15 protein-coding genes are annotated in these 14,279 nt (G+C 44.4%); 3 read left to right on the top strand and 12 right to left on the bottom strand.

Going from position 1 to position 14,279, the window contains the following annotated elements; genetic code table 11:
* Window positions 1-5 precede the first annotated feature (5 nt).
* Window positions 6-1,487: a threonine synthase gene (gene thrC / locus AAH944_RS05640; RefSeq protein WP_415537180.1), complete on the bottom strand. Its 1,482-nt coding sequence runs from the start codon at window positions 1,485-1,487 to the stop codon at window positions 6-8.
* Window positions 1,488-1,754: 267 nt separating this feature from the next.
* Here thrC and AAH944_RS05635 point away from each other — a divergent pair, with 267 nt between their 5' ends.
* Entirely contained in the window at window positions 1,755-3,134 is a 1,380-nt protein-coding gene (locus AAH944_RS05635; protein ID WP_415537178.1) for a nucleoside kinase, read from the top strand.
* 28 nt (window positions 3,135-3,162) lie between these two features.
* Window positions 3,163-3,816 (top strand): endonuclease III, encoded by a 654-nt coding sequence (gene nth / locus AAH944_RS05630; protein ID WP_415537176.1) that lies wholly within the window; start codon window positions 3,163-3,165, stop codon window positions 3,814-3,816.
* 38 nt (window positions 3,817-3,854) lie between these two features.
* Here the strand turns inward: nth and AAH944_RS05625 are convergent, their stop codons facing one another.
* From AAH944_RS05625 to AAH944_RS05615, 3 genes are all read right to left on the bottom strand, one after another.
* Window positions 3,855-4,232 (bottom strand): hypothetical protein, encoded by a 378-nt coding sequence (locus AAH944_RS05625; protein WP_415537174.1) that lies wholly within the window; start codon window positions 4,230-4,232, stop codon window positions 3,855-3,857.
* Between the two features lie 12 nt (window positions 4,233-4,244).
* Window positions 4,245-5,084: a PRC-barrel domain-containing protein gene (locus AAH944_RS05620; protein WP_415537172.1), complete on the bottom strand. Its 840-nt coding sequence runs from the start codon at window positions 5,082-5,084 to the stop codon at window positions 4,245-4,247.
* 114 nt (window positions 5,085-5,198) lie between these two features.
* Window positions 5,199-6,650 (bottom strand): hypothetical protein, encoded by a 1,452-nt coding sequence (locus tag AAH944_RS05615; protein WP_415537170.1) that lies wholly within the window; start codon window positions 6,648-6,650, stop codon window positions 5,199-5,201.
* A 74-nt stretch (window positions 6,651-6,724) separates the two neighbouring features.
* Between AAH944_RS05615 and AAH944_RS05610 the strand changes: the two genes are divergently transcribed.
* Window positions 6,725-8,113: an NAD(P)/FAD-dependent oxidoreductase gene (locus AAH944_RS05610; protein ID WP_415537169.1), complete on the top strand. Its 1,389-nt coding sequence runs from the start codon at window positions 6,725-6,727 to the stop codon at window positions 8,111-8,113.
* A 95-nt stretch (window positions 8,114-8,208) separates the two neighbouring features.
* On the opposite strand, the gene AAH944_RS05605 is transcribed toward AAH944_RS05610, so the two are convergent.
* The 8 genes from AAH944_RS05605 to AAH944_RS05570 all read right to left on the bottom strand — a co-directional run bounded on the left by AAH944_RS05605 (window position 8,209) and on the right by AAH944_RS05570 (window position 14,229).
* Complete coding sequence (locus AAH944_RS05605) at window positions 8,209-8,883, bottom strand: HAD family hydrolase (protein WP_415537795.1); 675 nt, start codon at window positions 8,881-8,883, stop codon at window positions 8,209-8,211.
* A 157-nt stretch (window positions 8,884-9,040) separates the two neighbouring features.
* Window positions 9,041-10,045, bottom strand: a complete 1,005-nt coding sequence (locus AAH944_RS05600; protein WP_415537167.1) for an acyltransferase family protein — start codon at window positions 10,043-10,045, stop codon at window positions 9,041-9,043.
* Window positions 10,046-10,573: 528 nt separating this feature from the next.
* Window positions 10,574-11,080, bottom strand: a complete 507-nt coding sequence (locus tag AAH944_RS05595) for a pilus assembly protein TadG-related protein (protein ID WP_415537165.1) — start codon at window positions 11,078-11,080, stop codon at window positions 10,574-10,576.
* Window positions 11,081-11,093: 13 nt separating this feature from the next.
* Entirely contained in the window at window positions 11,094-11,648 is a 555-nt protein-coding gene (locus AAH944_RS05590; RefSeq protein ID WP_415537163.1) for a TadE/TadG family type IV pilus assembly protein, read from the bottom strand.
* Complete coding sequence (locus tag AAH944_RS05585; protein ID WP_415537161.1) at window positions 11,641-12,141, bottom strand: TadE/TadG family type IV pilus assembly protein; 501 nt, start codon at window positions 12,139-12,141, stop codon at window positions 11,641-11,643. Before AAH944_RS05585 ends, AAH944_RS05590 begins: the two co-directional genes overlap by 8 nt.
* A gap of 393 nt (window positions 12,142-12,534) precedes the next feature.
* On the bottom strand, window positions 12,535-13,161 hold the full coding sequence (locus tag AAH944_RS05580; protein ID WP_415537159.1) for a YigZ family protein: 627 nt from the start codon (window positions 13,159-13,161) through the stop codon (window positions 12,535-12,537).
* Between the two features lie 38 nt (window positions 13,162-13,199).
* Window positions 13,200-13,532 (bottom strand): thioesterase family protein, encoded by a 333-nt coding sequence (locus AAH944_RS05575; RefSeq protein WP_415537157.1) that lies wholly within the window; start codon window positions 13,530-13,532, stop codon window positions 13,200-13,202.
* Between the two features lie 274 nt (window positions 13,533-13,806).
* Window positions 13,807-14,229 (bottom strand): CBS domain-containing protein, encoded by a 423-nt coding sequence (locus AAH944_RS05570; RefSeq protein WP_415537156.1) that lies wholly within the window; start codon window positions 14,227-14,229, stop codon window positions 13,807-13,809.
* Window positions 14,230-14,279: the final 50 nt, after the last annotated feature.

The following is a 14,279-nucleotide window of genomic DNA, read 5'->3' as shown; positions in this document are numbered from 1 at the left end:
AGGTGCTAGTCCTTGAGAAATTTCCTTTCCAGATAAGCCGTAATTTCCTCCGGCTGGCACCGGTATACCTTCTGGGCAGACTTCTCTCTTAAACCCTGCAGCCCGGAAGGGATATCCCAGTCCGTCAAAGCGCTGAGCCTGGTCAACGCTTCCCAGGGGTCGCATTCTCTGTACCTGTCACCGGCAATTGCTGTCAGCACGCTTTGAGCAAACTTGAAAGGACTCGCCGTTGAAGTCAGGACAGTAAACGTTTTGTCCCCGCTATTTTCTCGATAATCGTTGTAAACCTTCATCGCGACAGCCGTATGCGGGTCCAGCAGATAGTTGTCTTCTTCATACACTTTTTTAATGGTTTCGAAAACACCTTCTTCATCCGTCCAGCCAGCGGTCATATTCTCCCTACAGGCAGTCAAAGTATCCGGATCCGCACTGAACTTCCCTTCGCTGGAGAGACGTTGGAACCAGCTACTGATCTTGCCGGCATCCCTTCCGGATACTTCAAACAAAAAACGCTCAAAATTGCTGGAAATAAGGATGTCCATTGAAGGTGACGAAGTCAGATAAAACGGACGGTTGCTCTCATAAGTTCCGGCAGTGAAGAAGTCCGTAAGCACATTGTTTTTATTTGATGCACAAATCAGCTTGCCCAGTGGCAGTCCCATTCTTTTAGCATAATAAGCGGCCAGAATATTGCCAAAATTACCCGTGGGGACCACGATGTTGATTTTCTCTTCCGCAGCAATTTTTCCGAGTCTTACTGCCTCGAGATAGGCCCAGAAATAATAAATGATCTGCGGCAGCAGTCTTCCCCAGTTGATGGAATTCGCTGAGGAAAAAACCATATGGTTGGCATTCAGCTTTTGGCGCAGTTCTTCAGATGAAAAAATCTTTTTAACTGCAGTCTGGCACTCGTCAAAATTTCCGTTGATCGCCACAACGAAAGTATTTCCTCCGCCTGTTGTAACCATCTGGCGTTCCTGCACAGCACTGACGCCGCCGTCGGGATAAAAAGCCACAATCCGTGTACCCGGAACATCCTTAAATCCGTCCAAGGCGGCCTTGCCGGTATCTCCGGAAGTCGCCGTAAGAATCAGAACTTCCACATCAAGCCCAAGTTCTTTAATACTTGCAGTAAGCAGATAAGGCAGCACCTGCAGGGCCATATCCTTAAAAGCAGTGGTCGGGCCGTGCCAGAGTTCCAGCATCCCGCAGCCGCCGACTTCAACAAGCGGTGCGGGGTTTGACGTATCAAAACGTCCGTCTCCGTATACTTTGACTGCTTCTTCCAGCGTTCCTGCCGGTAGATCTCCGCAATACAGCTTCATAATTTGCAGCGCAAGCTCGGCGTAACTGCAGTTGGCATATTGTTTCCAATCCACGCAGGGGATCTCCTGAGGAACAAATAGTCCTCCCTGAGGTACCATTCCTAGAGCAATCGCCTGGGCAGAGGTCTGAGCATCAATGTTGCCGCGGGTACTAAGATACATTTTTTCTCCTCCAATAATCACTGTGCAATATTTCAATCATCAATAATTGATATTTTACTTGATTTTATATGAAAAGACACGTAAAAACAATATAACTATAATAGAATCCTGCTTAACTATCAAGGATTATCCTGTATTATTTTGAACACAAGACAAGGTATTTTACGCCTGAGCAAGAATATATTGGATAAGCGACTGATGCACTGGATAAAATGACTCATATGGCTTAACATTCCTCAAATCAACCAGAAAGCAAGGCGAAATACGATGAAAGATAATTTCACCCGCAAATACAGACAGACTTTGCTGCTTGGCTTAATCAAGGTGATCCAGGAACTGTTCCCCGAAGAAATACTGAAGATTCCATATTCCATTCTTGACGGCGTTTATTGTGAATTTTCCGGCTCCCTGGTTTCTCCCAGAGAAGTCAGATTGATTGAAACAACACTAAAGAACTGGGCTAGTCATAAAAATTTCATTGAATTTTTAGGGAAAGACGAGAGTTTTCATATCTATAAATTGGATGAAACCATTATTAAATCGATTTATTCCGCCTTCGAGGATACTTCTGTCATCAAGGATTTCCGGCTTATTCCTTTTCAGCCGGGATTTATCCTGGATTTTTCCGATGAATCCGGTTATTTGGCAGACTTTGTTCTTCCCAAAAAACTTTCAGCAACCTACGTGGAAACGCAACGCTGGCTTGAAATCCTGGATCTGTCTGAGGTCAAGGACGTGAATTCCTATATTAGAAACGGCCGCTCCATCGATCTCATTAATATTGCTGAAGCTCTCCAGGAGAAAAAGATTGCGGATATTGCGGATATCATAACCAATGAAAATAAAAATGTCAGGATCGTGCTGATTTCAGGACCATCCTCATCAGGAAAGACGACCTTTACCCAGCGTCTCTCGACTCAGCTGATCGTTAACGGCCTGAAACCGATTTCCTTATCTCTGGACAATTATTACCTGAATCGGGAAAACATTCCGCGTGATGCTTCCGGACAGCTGGATTTTGATACCCTATATTCCCTGGACCTTGCACTGCTCAATGAACATCTGGATAAGCTGATTATGGGAGAAACGGTCCAGACGCCGGTATTTAACTTTTTCACCGGAAAGAGAAATCCGGACGGAAATGATATCCGTCTCGACTCGGACAATATCCTGCTGGTCGAAGGCCTTCATGCCCTAAACCCAGGTTTACTCACCATTAACAGAAATTCCTTCTTTAAAATCTATATCAGTGCGCTTTTCCTGCTGAATATCGACCGCCACAACCGCGTCCCGACAACTGAGGCGAGACTGATCAGACGAATTGTACGCGACGATAAATTCAGGGGCTTTGGTCCTGAGCGGACTCTGAATCAGTGGCCAAGTGTCAGACGCGGGGAAAATACCAGCGTTTTTCGCTACCAGGAAGAAGCTGATATCATGTTTAATTCCAGCCTGCTCTTTGAAATGAACGCTCTACGTTCCTTTGCCGAGCCCCTTCTTGAAAAAATTCAGGAAACAAATAAGTTTTACGATACTTCAATTCGTTTGCTAAATCTTCTGTCGTTTTTCGAACCGATGGACACAACCAACATCCCCTTAAATTCAATCCTCCGGGAATTTATCGGTGGCAGTATCTATCGTGAATAGCCATAACAAATCATCCAAGGAGAAAATGATGCAACCCAACAGACTTATGATGCGTGATTGTAAAATGAACCGCATTCTTCGTATTTTAGAACAAACCTATCCGGAAGCACACTGTGAGCTAAATTTCCGCAACCCCTTTGAACTTCTTGTCGCAACGATTCTCAGTGCCCAGACAACAGACCAAAAGGTCAACAAAGTAACAGCTGTACTTTTCGAACGCTGCCCCACACCCAAAAAGATGTTGGAGATCACTTCCCGCGAGTTTGAAGAGATCATTCGCCCGATCGGACTCTTCCGCACCAAAGCCAAAAACATTTTGCAAACCTGCAAGCTGCTCATTGAAGAACATCACGGAGATGTCCCCGCGAATCTGGATGACCTCATAAAAATGCCGGGGGTTGGCCGTAAAACAGCCGGAGTAGTCTTAGCAAACGCCTATAGCATTCCCGCTTTGCCTGTGGATACCCATGTGCTGAGGGTTGCCAATCGGCTCGGCCTGTCCCGGGAAAAAGACCCTTCTAAAGTAGAAAAAGAGCTTACCGCTCTTATCCCTATGGAACTATGGATTGATACCCATCACCGTTTGATTTTTCACGGTCGCAGACTTTGCCATGCCCGGAAGCCGGAATGCCCGGTCTGTCCTTTGAAAGACTGCTGTCCGGCATTTACCAGCGCTTCCTAGTATCAATTCTTCCTGAATAAAATGATAGATCTTAAGTATCAGTGATTCTTCAGCTTTTTCCAGAACGAATACCCTTTGAACATAAATCTGCCCGTTTTTTTTTGTTGTCCCGGTTCATTTTCATCAACAAGCTGAACTCTGGCCGTTTCACTGACCGATTGGATATTGGCTGCAGAAGCGGCCAGATTTTCCACCATCTCAGGCAATTTCGCATTAATGACGTTTAAGGTTTCCTGCGCCTCCCCGATAAATTCTTCAGCTTTGGCAGCAGTATCCCGGACCGTGTTGAATGCACTGTCCATTACTTGCATAGTCCGGCGTGCTGAACGTAGCAGTACAAGCAGATATATCCCGGCAGAGCAGAATATGACCGTTAAGAGCACGGCGCAAATCAGTGCATAATTCGTAGCATTCATTTTATTTCCACCCTATTTTACAACATGAGCTGTCAACTGCATTAATGTGCTGCGGTTTTTCACCCCGGACAGATTCTCACCCGTCATTTGCTCTCCTGCTTTTAATACTGTACCGTTCTCAAGCTGAATGTCATTATTCAGCGTTTTTCCGAGCAGGAACTGAAGCTGGCGCTGCTCAAAGACATTAAAATCCTCCGGATATATAATTGTCCCGTTATTTTCAGCTGTCTTCAATAAACTTTCACTCTTGCCAAATTGTTCGATTTTCTTCTTCAGAAGCTCTTTTTCACTCAAGGCCGGGCTCTCCTTACCGCTCGATGGCTCGGATGACTCTAAAGCCTTGTTCCGTTCCGGCTTGATCTGTTCTTTGGCTTGTTTTCCTGCAGAAGGATTGTCATCAATTAGAATGATCTCCTTGCCGTACGTGATCACGTGATCACATTTAAATTCGCTGCATTTCCCTTGCGGATCAACGACCTCACAGGCCGAAATCGTTCCGGTTGTTTCATCGAACAGTATTTCCTTCACCTGGCCTATCAGGCACCCCCGGGTCGTCAGAACCTGAGAACTAACGACCTTAACATCTTTTTTCAAAAGTTCCACGGCAAGGTCGTTATGCGCAACATCCTGAACAACGGTGCTGTCATTGATAATTAATGCATAATCCCCCAGCCCCAGGATATCGGCGTAAGCGATTAATCTTGCACCAAAATAATCTGACGGCTGGTCGATGACAAAGAAAGCCAAACTCCCATCCTCAGAATTGATGATGATGTCTTTGACAGTGTTGATTTGCTTTCCTTCATTGATGCTGATGATTTTCAAACCCCGAATTTCTGCCGAAGACTTCATTTTCCGATATCCTCCCGCCTATTAAAAATGACTATCATTGCTCTGAATGTAGTTCTACAATCATACAAAATTCTCCTTCTTTATCGAATAAAATACAAATACAACCTTATTGCTTCAATAACTGAATAAGGTCCATATGAGGCTGAAACAAAGTGCAGCCAGCCAGGGCAGCATATTCAGCCGGACAATCTGTGCGGCTTCCGTTTGGGTGACCGCACTGACAATAGCCGGAAATCCCCATGGAATCACTGCAGCGTCTGTCCAGATCGCCGTAACCTGCCCCAGAACGGCCAACGGAATGGCTGAAATTCCTGCCGCCTGTCCGAGAGCCGCTGCAATCCCGCCGGCTAACGGCAGAGCAGCGAAACCTGATCCGCTCATTGCCCCCAATACCGCTGTAAGCATGACCAGCAAAGCACAGGAATACTTATTAAGCACCACGATACCAGATAACTTATCGGCCAGCTGTTCCAGATAGCCCGCCCCTTGGTGCAGCAGGACATTTTCATAACCGGAATGCGTCCCGAGGAGGAAGAAACCTGATATTACAACGATCGGGGCAAATACCTCCATCGAAAACTTCATTCCGGTCTGGATATGCCGCCCAAAAGTATTAAAAGATGTCTTATAATCAGTCAAAACCGTGCCAATAATCAGCACAAGGAGCGTTACGCCGCCGATAACCGCTACGGCACTGTCTCCCCGCAGTTTGCCATAGACCAGCCAGATTACTGCCAGCAAGTAAACCGCAGCTGCCGTCAGAGCCAGGATCGTTCTTTTTCTTTTCTGACTCTGATGGTTTTGCTTTATCGGCGGAAGTACATCAAGTTCTTCTTGTTTTTCTTGTTCTTCTTGTTCTTGCTCATTTTGCTGCTCCTCCCCCTTCTGCCCGTCCAGCCGTTCCCTGTTGTCTGCCACCACGTACGCAGGAATGCTTTTCTTTTGCTGAACCGTCATTACCTGAAAGCCGATTAACGAAGCGATGATTCCGCTTCCGCATACGAGCGGCAGAGACTGCCGTAAGACCTGCTCCAGAGCGACGCCTGCTGACCTGGCGGTAAGACCGGGCGCACCCTGAATTACGTAATCACCGGCTAGCGCAATTCCTTCGCCAAAAATGCAAAGACCAACCGCCAAACCAAGCGGAGGGATCCGACTGCGGTGAATCAGTGGAAGGATCAAAGCCCCTAGCAGGGAAACTGCAGGTGTCGGCCATAAAAATAAACTTAAGGAAAGAAGCATAGCCCCTGCGAGCCAGTATAAATAAGCGACATTTTTAATTTTCAGGATTGATTTGATTAGGATGGTTTCCGTTTTCGTTTCTTTCAGCATGCCGGTCATAGCGACCACCAATCCAATCAGCAGGATGATCGGAAGCAGATCCGCAGCTGTCAGGAGAAACCCCCGGAAAGCAACCTGGATCCCCACAAAGAAGCTGCCGGTGTCCAGCACGCCTACTGCCAGAAGTCCAAGGGCAGCAATGATTACCGGTTTTTTCTTAAAAAAAATGGCAATGATAATCAAAAGAATAAAAGCAAAGTAGACGAGCATACCGGGACTTGGCAAACGATATTCACTTCCTTTTCCAAAAGACAAATGCTATACTTTTTATGGGTTGAATCATTTGAAATGAGAGGACTATGATCATGAAGCATTATGATATCGGTATTGTCGGCGGTGGAATCTCCGGTATAATGTGTGCCTATGAACTGATCAAACACAACCCTAAGCTTAACATCTGCATTTTTGAAAAAGGAAACAGTATACGCGACCGAAAATGCCCCCTGACTGAAAACAAATCAGCGAAATGTGCCAATTGCCTGACCTGTGCGATCATGGAGGGGTTCGGAGGGTGCGGTTCTTTTTCTGATGGAAAATATAATTTTACCACCGAATTTGGTGGCTGGCTGAATGAATATATTTCCAATGACCATGTCATGGATCTGATAGAGTATATGGATTCCATTCTTGTTGACTTTGGCGCAACGACCAAACGTTTCAGTACCCATACTCCCAAAGCGCGCGAAATCGGAAAAATTGCACTCCAAAACGATCTTCATCTTCTCCAGGCCGAAGTCAAACACCTTGGCACTGAGAATAATCTTAAAATAATGACCAATATCTTCAACTTTTTAAAAGACAAAGTTGAAATCAGACATAAGACAGAAATCACCGATATCTCCCAGGATCAAGACAGGTATATTCTGTCCGCAGCCAGCGGTGAATATTCCTGTGACTGTCTGGTCTGCGCAGTTGGCCGGGTTGGAAGCGAGTGGTTTACTTCACTATGCAGGAAGATGAGTATCCCAATGACAAACAACCAAATTGATCTCGGCGTCAGAGTCGAACTTCCTTACGAAGTGTTCAGTCAGATCACCGATGAAGTCTACGAGGCTAAGCTGCATTACTACACCCGAAAATACAATGACCTGGTCAAAACCTTCTGCATGAATCCCCGGGGACATGTCGTCACAGAAAATACCGTCGGCGTACTTACTGTAAACGGTCACAGCTATTCCGACGATAAACTGAAAAGCAACAATACGAATTTTGCGCTGCTGGTCTGCAATAAATTTACTTCTCCGTTCAACGAACCATTAAAGTATGGCAAATATATCGCCACGCTTTCCAACATGCTCGGTGAAGGCGTTATCGTTCAACGTTTCGGCGATCTTGTGAAAGGCCGGCGCACAAATGAAAAAAGGATGATGAAATCCTTCACCAAACCCACTTTACAATCCGCAAACGCCGGCGATCTCGGTCTAGCCCTTCCGAAACGCCATCTTGATAATATTATTGAAATGATCTATAAACTAGATAAAATCGCACCCGGAACGGCAAACTACGATACCCTGCTTTATGGTGTCGAAGTAAAATTTTATTCGGCAAGGCCCCAACTGAACAAGCAGTTGGAAACAAAGTATTCGAATTTTTATGCGATTGGCGACGGAGCAGGCATTACCCGTTCCCTTTCCCAGTCCGCAGCCAGCGGCATCTACGTTGCCCGCAATATATTAAAGAAGGCTTGAAGCTTAGCTGGCTTATAGGTTTGGGCTTATCTGCGGGCTATAATACTGCTTTTCGGCCATTGGCCCGTAAATCTGCATGCTAGAAACTATGTAAACTATAGATTGCTTTCGAGGTAGCCGAGAGCCTCTTCGATACAGGGGTAGCTACTGATACCTTCCGCAGCGGCTGCATCCCCGATCATAAGGAAATCGTTCGTTTCGTCTTTCATTGGCAAATCCACAATCGTATTTCCAAATACAATGACTTCCTCACTGCGAATACCAAGGATCTCTTTGACCACAGCAAGGGCCCGACCCTTGCTGTTTTCTTTGGGCATGACCTCTACACAATCATCGTATCGATTGATTTTATACTTATTTCTCTTCACCGGTTCCAGAGCTTGTACTGCCTGATACAATAAATTAACCGTGGAAAAATCCTTAGGTGCGGCAGTCAGCATCGTCTGATTGGGCTGGAACCAAAGATCCGGAAATTTTTTTAGAAGGTCTTGCTTCATTTCTTCACCTATCTGGTGCGGAATAGCTTCAAGCTTTTTCTCCCATTTACGCAGCGGCTCAAAAATAACGCCGCCGTTTTCTCCTGCAACCAAAGGTTGACAGATCCCAATTCCCCTGGCCAATCCCGCCAGATAGGAAGCCGTCCGACCGGAAATAAAAACAATTCTGATCCCCTGACGTTCCAGCGATCTTAATTTACAGGCTACCTGGGCAGGAATCGGATCGTCCGTTGCTGCCAGGGTGCCGTCAATATCAAATACAGCAAGCTTGATTCCTATGTTAATCCCCTCCTTGATTGTACGAATACTTTCTAATACATCAAAGAACCAACCGTATAGTTGTATCCCGAAGGGGATTTTCTAATTCAATAAATATTTATTTTCATTAACCAATTATTTGGCTTCTCTCCTATTCGCCGATATGTCGCCTTCAAATATTTCGTTTGCTGTTCTCCTTAAAAAGAAAAGACACCTTGGGTTCAACCATCCATTTAAACAAATTTTTGATTCCGTTCAGGGCCAGGACGATTGCCAGCGCTGCCCCAAGTATTATTACCAGCGCTCGCTGCGGTCCTGTCTGCAAAATCTGATAAAACCCGTATGCAACAAGGGCCTTCACGATCAAGCCGTGAAGCAGATACGTATACATCGTATTGCGCCCCAACGCTGAAACCAGAGGAATCTTCCTGCCAGGCACCAGCAGCAGCAGGCTTAGACCTAAAACTGCAGCCAGCAGGTAAATACCCGCTCGGTAAAACCCCGCATACCATTCCGTAGCGCCAAGCGTTTGATAAGATGCGCTCCCATAAAACCACGAAACGGTATAATTCTGACCAAAATAACAAAAGGTCAGAAAAGCCAGCAGCATAACACCGACAGCAGCGAAGCGCCAATTTCTCGTCAACAGCTTTTCCAGATGCTTTTTCTCAAAATAAAAGCCTGCCAGGAAAAACGGAAAGAAAACAACAATCCGCGACAGACTCGCGTAGTAACCCAGCTCACCCGTATATCCGGCAATAAGGCCGAAAAGAAATGTAACAGGCAGCGCATATCTGATCCTAACCACATAAGGCAGTGCCGCTTTCCAAATAATCATGCTGAATAAAAACCACATCATCCAGTACGGTGTAAAAAAAGTAAAATGCAGACTTTCCTTATGAAAAATCCAAAAGTCCAAGACGGAATAAATCATTTCAAAAATAACGTAGGGTATGACTAGTTTGCTGATAATTTTTATCTCATATTTCGGATCATCAATATTCTTGGCAAAATAGCCGGAAATAAAAACAAACAGCGGCATATGAAATGAATAAATGAACGCATAAATGGATTTGAAGATTGGAATATAGATTAGCGGTTCAATGATATGCCCGACAACCACCAAAACAATCAGCACGAATTTCAGGTTATCGAAGTACGGATCTCTTTGATTCATCCTCTGGCCTGTTCCTTTCTTATTCTAATGTTTAACCCGATTTCATATGTTCTGATTATATCATTCATTTTTCTAATAATCTCAGGATTTTTGATTTAAGCCGAAAAAAGGGGGTGTCGCAAAACTGCCATAAAAGTAGTGGAGCGATACTCCTTCTTCTAAATGAATCGTTTTATGTATGACTTAATAAAACCTAACAAGGTAGGGCTACTCAATATATAAGCCGCTTCCGGCATGTTGCGCCCTCCTTGGCGCAAACAGCCGCGCTGCGCAATCCATGCTCCGCTTACGCTGGTTATATATTGCATAGCCTAATCTCTGGCTTTTATTCAGCAGATTTTTTTAGTTCAGTATATCTTTTTCTTTATCCTTAAGCTGTTTTAAGTTGATGAAGCGGTTTTCCACAACTAAATTATACAGCAGCTGCGGTCCTTTAGGGGCCCACAGTTACTATTTTATGGCGAAAAAACAGGGCCGCTGCTAGCGAATTATCTTAATTCGTTTTGCGACGCCCCCTTCATTCTCGGACTACTTTCTTCCTGGAGCCCATATTCGGGGTGATTTTGCAGCTGTACTGGTTCCATGTATGGTCACATTAATTGTTTGGGTATCAATACCGAAGATTTTTATAAATACGCAATCATAGGTATCTGTAAGATTAATATCCAATTCGTAATTTCGTTCTGTTTCCGTCAGTTTTGTCTGATAATAATCTACGCTTACCTGGCTTTCATCCAGTCCATTTAATACTGCATAGGTGTCGGCAATATCATTGAGCGTTGCTTCAGGATTTTCCGAATTATCGATCGCCAATGTTTCATTAAAACGCGCATCTCTGATTATTTGTCCAACCTCAAACAAGTGTAAACGATTTAAGTACATCCCGCCAATATCCACAACAAGTCCTGTAAACCCAAACAATACAATTAACAGGACAGCAAATAGAATTGTGATATTTCCATCTTCGTTTTTTAATCGTTTACGCATGGGCAAGCAAACGCTTCTAGGCATATTGCCACCTACTTTCTGACCCAACACGCTTAATTTGCTAACCTTCTTTTGTCATAATCAGTCGATTTTTTTCAAGGTTTTTCGTAAATGTCAGCTGTTCTCCGAATATCACTTTTCCTAACGGAGTCAACGGTTCAACTGTATAAACTAAGCTGGCTGTGATCTGCGCATATCTCCATTTTTTTGTATTTTGATCCGTGCCGCCGCCACTTTTGGGCGTGTAGTAGTCTTTCTTTTCAGTCCAACATTTTAACTTAGCATCACTCACAGACAAATCTTCCTCATCAACCAGCGACGATGTCTTTTTCATTGCCTCTTTTATTGCTTTTTTGGCAGATTCTCCACTGATTGTTTGGGAATAATCACTATCATAGCTTATACTCATTGTCCAAGACGCATTGCGATAAGCATAATCAAAAGTAAGATACTTATTCATCATCCACCCTAAATCTATCACAGCAAACGTTAACATTAGAAGTAAAGGAAGTACCAGGGCAAATTCAACAAGTGCCTGTCCATTTTCATTTTTTATCATGCGCATCAAATTGAACACCCTTCCCTTCAAACGTATCTGTTCGATATCTCTAACCATCCTCAGGATACCCCTCTAAAAACACCTGTGAAGTAAATGTTGACAATACCCTAAATTCATCACCAAAAAACAATTTTGACTGGGGCATGAGCACCGGTACATCATATTCCAAGGTTACTGTCGCGTTAAAATATGTATAATAGCTTGGTAATTCTTGAAATCGAGATCCTTTGTTCGCATGATACGTATAATTCTTCCGTTTTGTTTCTCCAGCTTTGGCCTCAATGGTTAACTGATCGAAATCCAATCTGTCTGTATAATCACTAATAGAATTTTTAACTTGTTCATTGATATTTGTCTTGCTGGTAACTTGACGGATTCCCTCATTTGCTGCACTCTGTACCAATACTTGCGCATCGACAATTCGTCCGGCATCCAGAATAAACCCAAGAAATAGTAGTAAGATAGGCAAAACCAGCGCAAATTCCACCATAGCCTGACCTTTTTTGCACTCCCGTATTTTTCTTAAACTTATAAATTCTCTGATCTTCATATTTTTACCGCCCAGCATCAATATCATCAGCTGCTGCCATATGCAGCCATTTGTTAAACCTTGCTCTATTTTTACAATATATTTACGTTTAGTTTACAATCATTTTACATTTGGTTTTATATGGATTCTATCTATAAAAACTCAGACCCTCAAGAGGAAATTTGTCGAAATAATGTCTTCTATAAGAAATTGATACTTTCGGACTATTTCTGTTTCCCAATAGTACCAGTAGATTAATCCACGCGTTCCCAGTACCTGCATATTTTGCGTAAAAAAAAGGCCCCTGAGGGTCTCTCGTACCTTATCAACACTAATTCATGTAAACTGCCGAGAAAATTTTTATATCACAAGGCGAAGAAATGAGCAATGCCGGCAAATTTACCTGATTATTTTCTATACGGTAACCGGCTTTAATACAGCCCCAGCATCCTTCCAGGAAACCTGCCCGTTGGTGAATTCATCCAGCCAGCCAGTAAAGATATCCTGATCTCCATCCCGGATATATACTTCAAGATCAATTTTTTCGCTAAACTTTTCATTGCCGCTTTCCATGCCCTTTTGCTTCAGGCCGTACCGGATCTGTTCAAACCAGGAGTACGGAATCCGGAGTACATAGATCCGGTGCGGAACGAGCTGGACAATCGCTGTATTCTCCAATGCGAGGCGGGCTGTCCCGCCATAGGCTCTTGTAAGTCCACCGGTACCAAGCAGGATACCGCCAAAATAACGCACAACAATGATCTGGATGTTCCAGAGCTGCCGGTGCTGGAGCAGTTCCATGACCGGCCTTCCCCCTGTACCCTGCGGTTCGCCGTCATCCGAGGCTTTCTCAATCCTGCCTTCGTGAATACGGTAAGCGTATACATAATGGCGGGCGTTCGGAAGGGCTTCCCGGATTTCCTTGATATTTTTTTCGGCTTCGGTGGCGCTTTCGATATATTTGACCAAAGCGATAAATCTTGATTTCTCAATGACTTGTTCGGCCTCTGTCTCTCTCTCGAGTGTTTTAAATGCTTCCACTTCTCGTCCCCACCATTAACTTAATTATAGTTTAGCTTCTAACTTAACTTTGAATTGGTTTTAGTCATAAACCGGTCCGTCCCAACTATAACCCGATTATGCCGGGCTTCCCCTATTTTCTCTTTTTCATCAAACGCTTCAATGTTAAACACAAGCCTGCGGCCTTCTGCTTCGATAAGCTCTGCCTCCACCCATACTTTAAGTCCGACAGGTGTTGCTGCCAAATGTCTTATCTCCAAATAGGTCCCGACACTGGTCTGGTCATCCGCAAGATCCAGCGCCTTGGTCGCAGCATTTTCCATCAGGGCTGCGAGCATAGGAGTTGCAAAAACCTCCAGTGACCCGCTGCCGACAGCTTCTGCTGTGTTCACCGCTGTAACCAGCGACTCCGCTTTGCCTTTCTTCCCGATTTGGTCGTTGAGCTGCTCTGCATTGAATCCGCCATGTTGTTCCCCTTTTCAGCAAGATTTAATAATAACCCGAAAATACGCTTCATACTGTTCCACAGTCAGTACCTATGTTCTAATATAACATAGATTTCAACTTATATCCCCCAAAAAATCCACTGGGTATCCGTTAAGAATGGGATATGCCATTGTAAAACATATCCCACTTATGATTGAAGTATCTTTCCCTACGTTGGCATTAATGGCTGATGCCTCGCGATATACCGTTTAAAGCCTCTCCAGCCTCATTGATATGAATGTTTTCAATCGCGAGGTCACCTAACGCAATGACCCCAATAATTTGCCCCTTGTTCAGCACAGGAAGACGTTTTACCTGGTATTCAGCCATGGTTTCAGCCACGGTATCGATATCCTGCGTGCCATCGATACAGATTGGATCTACCGTCATGCACTGCTCGGCCGTCATCTGGTTGACATCCTTGTTCGAAGCGATGACTCTCAGAACAATATCCCGGTCTGTAATAATCCCCAATACTTTGCCCGCCTGAACGACCGGAACAGCACCAATATCTTTATCTCTCATAATTTTAGCGATATCCGCAACTTTGGCTGCTGGGTCCACCCAGCTTACGTCCGTTGACATAATATCCATGACCCGCATATAAAAAACACCTCCGTTTTAATATTTTAGCACTAGTTTTTCACTGAAAC

The organism is Dehalobacter sp. CP (assembly GCF_047652685.1).
Taxonomy (GTDB): domain Bacteria; phylum Bacillota; class Desulfitobacteriia; order Desulfitobacteriales; family Syntrophobotulaceae; genus Dehalobacter.
The sequence above is the reverse complement of the archived record's forward strand: the minus strand, read 5'-3'. Positions and strand labels throughout refer to the sequence as shown.

Bases quoted from the DNA above. Each gene is read 5' to 3' on its own strand.
- thrC (WP_415537180.1), bottom strand. From the start codon at position 1,487: ATGTATCTTAGTACCCGCGGCAACATTGATGCTCAGACCTCTGCCCAG.
- AAH944_RS05635 (WP_415537178.1), top strand. From the start codon at position 1,755: ATGAAAGATAATTTCACCCGCAAATACAGACAGACTTTGCTGCTTGGC.
- nth (WP_415537176.1), top strand. From the start codon at position 3,163: ATGCAACCCAACAGACTTATGATGCGTGATTGTAAAATGAACCGCATT.
- AAH944_RS05625 (WP_415537174.1), bottom strand. From the start codon at position 4,232: ATGAATGCTACGAATTATGCACTGATTTGCGCCGTGCTCTTAACGGTC.
- AAH944_RS05620 (WP_415537172.1), bottom strand. From the start codon at position 5,084: ATGAAGTCTTCGGCAGAAATTCGGGGTTTGAAAATCATCAGCATCAAT.
- AAH944_RS05610 (WP_415537169.1), top strand. From the start codon at position 6,725: ATGATCATGAAGCATTATGATATCGGTATTGTCGGCGGTGGAATCTCC.
- AAH944_RS05600 (WP_415537167.1), bottom strand. From the start codon at position 10,045: ATGAATCAAAGAGATCCGTACTTCGATAACCTGAAATTCGTGCTGATT.
- AAH944_RS05590 (WP_415537163.1), bottom strand. From the start codon at position 11,648: ATGGTTAGAGATATCGAACAGATACGTTTGAAGGGAAGGGTGTTCAAT.
- AAH944_RS05585 (WP_415537161.1), bottom strand. From the start codon at position 12,141: ATGAAGATCAGAGAATTTATAAGTTTAAGAAAAATACGGGAGTGCAAA.
- AAH944_RS05570 (WP_415537156.1), bottom strand. From the start codon at position 14,229: ATGCGGGTCATGGATATTATGTCAACGGACGTAAGCTGGGTGGACCCA.